This window comes from Streptomyces sp. NPDC005576, assembly GCF_042871745.1.
In the GTDB taxonomy this organism is placed as follows: Bacteria; Actinomycetota; Actinomycetes; order Streptomycetales; family Streptomycetaceae; genus Streptomyces.
The window spans coordinates 21472-29207 of sequence record NZ_JBIAJC010000031.1 but is presented as its reverse complement, the minus strand read 5'-3'; the positions used below and the strand labels follow the sequence as shown (position 1 = coordinate 29207).

Annotated in this window: 5 protein-coding genes; all 5 read right to left on the bottom strand. The window is 70.5% G+C overall.

Annotated elements, in window-relative coordinates; translation table 11 throughout:
- Nucleotides 1–51: 51 nt before the first annotated feature.
- The 5 genes from ACFYPN_RS32720 to mreD all read right to left on the bottom strand — a co-directional run bounded on the left by ACFYPN_RS32720 (nucleotide 52) and on the right by mreD (nucleotide 7728).
- Nucleotides 52–1977, bottom strand: a complete 1926-nt coding sequence (locus ACFYPN_RS32720; RefSeq protein ID WP_358765213.1) for a TIGR03960 family B12-binding radical SAM protein — start codon at nucleotides 1975–1977, stop codon at nucleotides 52–54.
- 52 nt (nucleotides 1978–2029) lie between these two features.
- A complete protein-coding gene (locus ACFYPN_RS32715; RefSeq protein WP_389303420.1) occupies nucleotides 2030–3562 on the bottom strand; it encodes a CHAD domain-containing protein in 1533 nt (510 codons plus the stop codon).
- Nucleotides 3563–3663: 101 nt separating this feature from the next.
- Nucleotides 3664–4857: a rod shape-determining protein RodA gene (gene rodA / locus ACFYPN_RS32710; RefSeq protein ID WP_358765216.1), complete on the bottom strand. Its 1194-nt coding sequence runs from the start codon at nucleotides 4855–4857 to the stop codon at nucleotides 3664–3666.
- Complete coding sequence (gene mrdA / locus ACFYPN_RS32705; RefSeq protein ID WP_358765217.1) at nucleotides 4857–7028, bottom strand: penicillin-binding protein 2; 2172 nt, start codon at nucleotides 7026–7028, stop codon at nucleotides 4857–4859. Before mrdA ends, rodA begins: the two co-directional genes overlap by 1 nt.
- 40 nt (nucleotides 7029–7068) lie before the next feature.
- Nucleotides 7069–7728, bottom strand: coding sequence for a rod shape-determining protein MreD (gene mreD, locus ACFYPN_RS32700; RefSeq protein WP_358765219.1), 660 nt, complete (start codon nucleotides 7726–7728; stop codon nucleotides 7069–7071).
- Nucleotides 7729–7736: the final 8 nt, after the last annotated feature.

The following is a 7736-nucleotide window of genomic DNA, read 5'->3' as shown; positions in this document are numbered from 1 at the left end:
ATCCCCGGGACGGGCCTTGTCACGAACTTGGTACGCCGGGCGGCGGACCCGTCACTTCACCACGGTGAGCGGCAGCAGCTTCTTGCCGGTCGGGCCGATCTGGATGTCCAGGTCGAGCTGCGGGCAGACCCCGCAGTCGAAGCACGGCGTCCAGCGGCAGTCCTCGACCTCGGTCTCGTCGAGCGAGTCCTGCCAGTCCTCCCAGAGCCACTCCTTGTCCAGGCCGGAGTCGAGGTGGTCCCAGGGCAGGACCTCTTCGTAGGTCCGCTCGCGGGTGGTGTACCAGTCGACGTCCAGGCCGAAACCGGGCAGCGTCTTGTCGGCGCAGGCCATCCAGCGGTCGTAGCTGAAGTGCTCGCGCCAGCCGTCGAAGCGGCCGCCGTCTTCGTACACCGCGCGGATGACCGAACCGACGCGGCGGTCGCCGCGCGAGAGCAGGCCTTCGACGATGCCGGGCTTGCCGTCGTGGTAGCGGAAGCCGATGGAGCGGCCGTACTTCTTGTCGCCCCGGATCTTGTCGCGGAGCTTCTTGAGCCGCGCGTCGGTCTCCTCGGCGCTCAGCTGCGGCGCCCATTGGAAGGGGGTGTGCGGCTTGGGGACGAAGCCGCCGATGGAGACGGTGCAGCGGATGTCGTTCTGTCCGGAGACCTCGCGGCCCTTGGCGATCACCTTGACCGCCATGTCGCCGATCTGGAGGACGTCCTCGTCGGTCTCGGTGGGCAGGCCGCACATGAAGTACAGCTTCACCTGACGCCAGCCGTTGCCGTACGCGGTGGAGACCGTACGGATCAGGTCCTCCTCCGAGACCATCTTGTTGATGACCTTGCGCATGCGCTCGGAGCCGCCCTCGGGGGCGAAGGTGAGACCGGACCGGCGGCCGTTGCGGGTCAGCTCGTTGGCGAGGTCCACGTTGAACGCGTCGACGCGGGTGGACGGCAGCGAGAGGCCGACCTTGTCCTCGGTGTACCGGTCCGCGAGGCCCTTGGCGATCTCGGCGATTTCGGTGTGGTCGGCGGAGGAGAGCGAGAGCAGGCCGACCTCCTCGAAGCCGGTGGCCTTCAGCCCGCGCTCGACCATCTCGCCGATGCCGGTGATGCTTCGCTCCCGCACGGGGCGCGTGATCATGCCGGCCTGGCAGAAACGGCAGCCGCGGGTGCAGCCGCGGAAGATCTCGACGGACATCCGCTCGTGGACGGTCTCGGCGAGCGGGACCAGCGGCTGCTTCGGGTAGGGCCACTCGTCGAGGTCCATGACGGTGTGCTTGGAGACCCGCCACGGCACGCCCGACCTGTTGGGCACGACACGGGCGATGCGGCCGTCCGGGAGGTACTCGACGTCGTAGAAGCGCGGGACGTAGACGCCACCGGTGCGGGCGAGGCGGAACAGCACCTCGTCCCGGCCGCCGGGCCGGCCCTCGGCCTTCCAGGCGCGGACGATCTCGGTGATCTCCAGGACCGCCTGCTCGCCGTCGCCGATGACCGCGCAGTCGATGAAGTCGGCGATGGGCTCGGGGTTGAACGCGGCGTGGCCGCCCGCGAGCACGATCGGGTCGTCCACCGTGCGGTCCTTGGCCTCCAGCGGGATGCCCGCCAGGTCCAGGGCCGTGAGCATGTTGGTGTAGCCGAGCTCGGTGGAGAAGCTCAGCCCGAAGACGTCGAACGCGCCGACGGGCCGGTGGCTGTCCACGGTGAACTGCGGCACCTTGTGCTCGCGCATCAGCTCTTCGAGGTCGGGCCAGACGCTGTAGGTGCGCTCGGCCAGAACCCCTTCGCGCTCGTTGAGCACCTCGTAGAGGATCATGACGCCCTGGTTGGGCAGACCGACCTCGTAGGCGTCGGGGTACATGAGCGCCCAGCGGACGTCGCATTCGTCCCACGGCTTGACGGTGGAGTTCAGCTCACCGCCGACGTACTGGATGGGCTTCTGCACATGCGGGAGCAGAGCTTCGAGCTGTGGGAAGACCGACTCGGCAGACATCTCGCGAACCTTCGTGAGCTGGCAGGGGTGACCATCCAGCGTACCCCGCTGCTCAGCTCTTCAGCGCCGCCCGCAGCCCGGCCCCGGAGGCCCTGGCCCACACGTGCGGCAACTCGTGCTCCAGACGGGCCGCCGCCTCCTCCTCACGGCCGTACAGCAGTCCCCAGGTGAAGGCGGACTCGCCGGCTCCGTGCGCGTGCACGGCCAGGGCGCGCAGGGCCTCGCGGGCGACCACCCCGTCCTGGTGGTCGCCGAGCAGGCTCTGGACCGCCTTGACCCGTTGGGCGAGCCGCTTCGCGGGCTTGCCGAGGGCGGGGCGGGCTGCCTCGCTCGCGTACCGGGTGCGCTTGGCCGCCTTGCGGGCCTCGTGCATCGCGAGGTCCCGGTCGTGGCCCGGCGGCAGGTCCAGGGCGTGGTGGACCCGGGCGGCGAGCCGGTCGTGGTCCTTGAGCACCGCCCCCGCGAGTGTCCCTGCGGCTTCCTCGCCGGCCGCGGGCAGCAGGGGTGGGTCGGCGAGGAGCGCGTCCAGGGTGTCGAGCAGCGCGAGGTGGCGCTCCCCGTCGAGCACGGCGACGATCCGGCGGCGGGCTCCGGCGCGTTCCGCCGCACCCCACCGCTCCAGCCTGCCGCGCACGGGTCCCAGCAGCAGGGTGGGTTCCACCCCGTCGACGCTGCGGAGCAGCCGCGCTTCGAGCACCTCGTGGTCCCGGGCGGTTCCCAGCTCGGCGCCGAGCCACTTCAGCTCGGCGCCGATCGGGTCGGTGACGGCCCGGTCGAGGATCTTGCGGCCGGTCTTGAGGATCCCGCGCAGCCGCCGGATGGCGACCCGCATGCGGTGTACGGCGTCGGGCAGGTCGCGGCGGACCGCCGGGTCGAGGGTGACGATCGTCCCGATCTGCCGGCGTACGTAGGCGAGGACCTGCTCGCCCGCGGTGCCGGGCGCCGGGGCCTCCCGCACCGTCTGTGCCGGTCGCTCCCCCGGTGCCGTCTCCGCGAGCGCGCGGGCCAGTTTGGAGGCGTCGGCCGAGGGGCGTACGCCCGCCGCGGCGAGCCGCTCCTCCACGGCGTCCAGGTAGGCGGGATCGACGTCGTCGGCCAGCTCGACCTCGATCTCGGTCCACTCCGCGGTGGCTCCCGCGCCGTCCCCGGTGAGCCGTTCGGCGAGGACCGCGTCGACGCTCAGCTCGGCGAGCAGCCGGCCCTCGTCGTCGACGAGGTGGTGGACGTCCCGCGAGGAGAGCAGCCGGGCGACCGGGACGACGGGCCGGCCGCGGACCCGGGAGCGGATCAGGTCGGCGAGCGCGTCGGGAAGGGTGTCGGAGAGCGGTGCGCGGATCTCGTCGCGCACGTGGGGGCCGACGGGGAACTTCACGTGCCAGCCCTCGTCGTCGCCGCCGGTCCTGCGGCGCAGGGTGACGGAACCGGCCGCCAGCCGGAAGTCCTCGGTGTCGTGGTAGACGGCGTCGAGTTCGGCGACCCCGCGTGGCACGGACCGCGCCGTGCCGGCCACCCCGGTGAGGTCGGGCAGCCCGGTGCCGGGGGCCGCTTCGTACTTCCGCTCGATCTCACGCTTCACGTCGCCCATGTTCCGAATCTAAACCGTTTCGGAAGTCCCGCCCGCCCGGGCAGCGCTCCGGCCCGGTGGCTGCTGCCACCGGGCCGGACCAGGGAGGTGTCGTGGGGTGCTCAGGCCGTCATCGGCCGCTGCACCCGGATCGACTGGAGCAGCCCGATCGCCACCCAGACGGCGAACATCGACGACCCGCCGTACGAGACGAAGGGCAGGGGCAGGCCGGCGACCGGCATGATGCCGAGGGTCATCCCGATGTTCTCGAACGCCTGGAAGGCGAACCAGGCGATGATCCCGGCGGCCACGACCGTGCCGTACAGCTCGGTGGTCTCGCGGGCGATGCGGCAGGCGCGCCAGAGGACGACGCCGAGGAGGACGATGATCAGTCCCGCTCCCACGAAGCCGAGTTCCTCGCCGGCGACCGTGAAGACGAAGTCGGTCTGCTGCTCGGGGACGAACTGGCCGGTGGTCTGGGTTCCGTGGAAGAGCCCGGTGCCGGTGAGGCCGCCCGAGCCGATGGCGATGCGGGCCTGGTTGGTGTTGTAGCCGACGCCGGCCGGGTCGAGGGCCGGGTTGGCGAAGGCGGCGAACCGGGCGATCTGGTAGTCGTCCAGCAGCCCGAGCTGCCAGATGGAGACCGCGCCGAGGGCGCCCGCGCCGAGGAGGCCGAAGACCCAGCGGTTGGAGGCGCCGGAGGCGAGCAGTACGCCGAGGACGATGAAGACCATCACCATGACCGAGCCCAGGTCGGGCATGAGCATGACGATGCCCATCGGGATCGCGGCCACCCCGAGCGCCTTGGCGACGGTGCGGTGGTCGGGGTGGAGCTGGTCGCCGGCGTCGACGCGGGAGGCGAGCAGCATCGCCATGCCGAGAATGATGGTGATCTTGGTGAACTCGGAGGGCTGGAGCGAGAAGCCGCCGCCGATGATGATCCAGGCGTGCGCGCCGTTGACGGTGGCGCCGAGCGGGCTGAGGACCGCGAGCACCAGGACGACGGAGAGCCCGTAGAGGATCGGTACGGCTCCGCGCAGGGTGCGGTGGCCGAGCCAGATCGTGGCGATCATCAGGCCGAAGCCGATGCCGGTGTTGAGGGCGTGGCGGAAGAGGAAGTAGTACGGGTCGCCGTGGGTGAGGGAGTCGCGGCCGCGGGTCGCCGAGTAGACGAGCATCGACCCGATGAAGGAGAGCGCGAGCGCCGAGCCGAGCAGCGGCCAGTCGAGCCGCCGCACGACGGAGTCGCGTGCGGTGAGCCGGGCCCAGGAGGTCCGCTCGGGGGCGTACCGGGAGACGGAGAAGCCACCGGCCATCAGTCCCGCCTCCCGAGCGTCGCGGCGAGCGCCTGCTGTCCGTCGCCGAGGGGCTTGTTGGCGTCGGGGTCGTACGGCTTGACCTTCGGGGCGTTGATCGTGCCGTCGGGCTGGATCTTCGGAAGGGTCTTCTGCGGCGTGGGCAGCAGTGCCTTCTTGAGGTCCTGCTTGCCTTCCGCGTCGAGGCCGTAGAGGGCGTTGTAGATGTTGCGCACGGCGGGGCCGGAGGCGCCGGAGCCGGTACCACCCTGGGAGATCGTCATGACGATCGAGTAGTCCTTGGTGTACGTGGCGAACCATGAGGTCGTCTGCTTGCCGTAGACCTCGGCGGTACCCGTCTTGGCGTGCATCGGGATCTTCTCCTGGGGCCATCCGCCGAACCGCCAGGCGGCGCTGCCCCGGGTCGCGACACCCGCGAGGGCTGCGTCTATCTCGTCGCGCGTGTCTCCGGTGAAGGGGAGCTTGCCGTGCGAGGTGGGCTTGATCTCCTGGACCGTCCTGCCGTCGCCGCTGACGATGGCCTTGCCGACGGTGGGGTCGTAGAGGGTGCCGCCGTTGGAGATGGCCGCGTAGATGGTGGCCATCTGGATCGGGGTGACGAGGGTGTCGCCCTGCCCGATCGAGTAGTTGACGGAGTCACCGGCGCGCATCTTGTCGCCTTCGCGGCAGTTCTCGTACTCGATCTGCTGGGCGTACGTGCCGTCCTTCTTGCCGTCCTTGCACCAGAAGGCCTTGTTGGCCTGGAAGAAGTCCTCCTTCCACTGGCGGTCGGGGACGCGGCCGGCGACCTCGTTGGGGAGGTCGATGCCGGTCTCCTTGCCGAGTCCGAACTGGTGCGCGGTCTTGTAGAACCAGTCGCCGCGGTTCTTCTTCGGGTTCATGCCGCCGTCCTTCAGCCACTCCTTGTGCGCAATGCCGTAGTAGACGGTGTCGCAGGAGACCTCCAGAGCGCGGCCGATGGTGATGGAGCCGTAGCCCTGGGACTCGAAGTTCTTGAAGGTCTGGCCGCCGATGGAGTACGAGCTGGGGCACGGGTAGTTGCCGTCGAACGGGTACCCGGCGTTGACGGCCGCCGTGGACGAGATGACCTTGAAGATGGAGCCGGGGGCCGCCTGGCCCTGGATCGCGCGGTTCAGCAGCGGGAAGTTGGACTTCTTGGTGGTGAGTTTCGTGTAGTCCTTGGCGGAAATGCCGCCGACCCAGGAGTTGGGGTCGTAGTCCGGCAGCGAGGCCATCGCGACGACCCGGCCGGTCTTGGCCTCCATCACGACGACGGCGCCGGAGTCGGCCTTGTAGTTCATGTCGGTGTTCTTGTCGAACTCCTTGCGGGCCGTCTTCATCGCCTTGTCGAGCTCGTACTCGGCGACGGACTGCACCCTGGCGTCGATCGAGGTGACGACGCTCGCGCCGGGCTCGGCGGGGTCGTTCTCGGCCTGCCCGATGACCCGGCCGAGGTTGTCGACCTCGTAACGGGTGACGCCGGCCTTGCCGCGCAGGTTCCTGTCGTACGTGCGTTCCAGGCCGGAGCGGCCGACCTGGTCGGAGCGCAGGTACGGCGACTCGGTGTCCTGGGCCTTGGTGATCTCCTCGTCGGTGACCGGGGAGAGGTAACCGAGGACCTGGGCGGTGTTGGCGCCGCCGGGGGCCGCGTACCGGCGTACGGCGGTGGGTTCGGCGGTGATGCCGGGGAAGTCCTCGGCGCGCTCGCGGATCTGGAGCGCCTGCTGGGTGGTGGCCTCGTCGGTGACCGGGATCGGCTGGTAGGGCGAGCCGTTCCAGCAGGGCTGGGGTGTCTTCGCGTCGCAGAGCCGGACCTTGTCCTTGACGTCCCTCGGCTTCATGCCGAGGACGTCGGCGAGGCGGGTGAGGACGGCGTCGCCGTCGTCCGCCATCTTCAGCAGCTCGGTGCGGCTGGCGGAGACGACGAGGCGGGTCTCGTTGTCGGCGAGCGGTACGCCGCGCGCGTCGAGGATGGCACCCCGGACGGCGGGCTGGACGACCTGCTGGACGTGGTTGTTCTTGGCCTCGTCGGTGTACTCCTGGCCGTTGCGGATCTGGAGGTACCAGAGCCGGCCGCCGAGCGTCAGGAGGAGGGAGAAGACGAGGATCTGGATGACGACGAGGCGGATCTGGACGCGCTGGGTCCGGCCGGTCTCGGGGATGTTGCTCACGGTGCGCCCCCGTCGGTGGTGCTCGGGTGCTGGTCCGGCCTCACAGTCGCTTGACCCCCTTGATCCTTCCCGCGCGCGCGGCGCGATTGCGGGCGGCCCGGACGCGGAGTCCGCCGCGCTGGTTGCCGATCGTCAGGCCGGTGCCCGAGGAGAGCCAGCCGGCGGAGACGTCGCCGCCGGCCGACTCGGAGACCGGGTCGTTCTCGGTGCGTCTGGCGAGCCCCATGATCAGCGGTACGACGAACGGTGCGAGCAGCAGGTCGTACAGAGCCGCCGTCAGCACCAGGCTGGTGAGGCCGACGTGCCGGGCCGCGGTGTCGCCGACGAGGGCGCCCACGAGCGCGTACAGGAGGGTGGTGCCGATGGCCGCCACGACGACGAACGCCATGGGGCCGAAGGCCGACCTGAGTTGTCCGTTCTCCGGCCGGACCAGCCCCGCGAGGTAGCCGATGACGCAGAGGACCAGGGCGTAGCGCCCTGCGGCGTGGTCGGCGGGCGGGGCCAGGTCGGCGAGGAGTCCCGCGCCGAAGCCGATCAGCGCGCCGCTGACGTGCCCGTACACGAAGGCGAGTCCGAGGACGGTGAGCAGCAGCAGGTCGGGGACGGCTCCGGGGAGCTGGAGTCTGGCGAGTACGGATACCTGGACCACGAGGGCGACCACGACGAGGGCGACGGAGAGCAGCGTCCGGTTCAAGCGCATGGGGATCA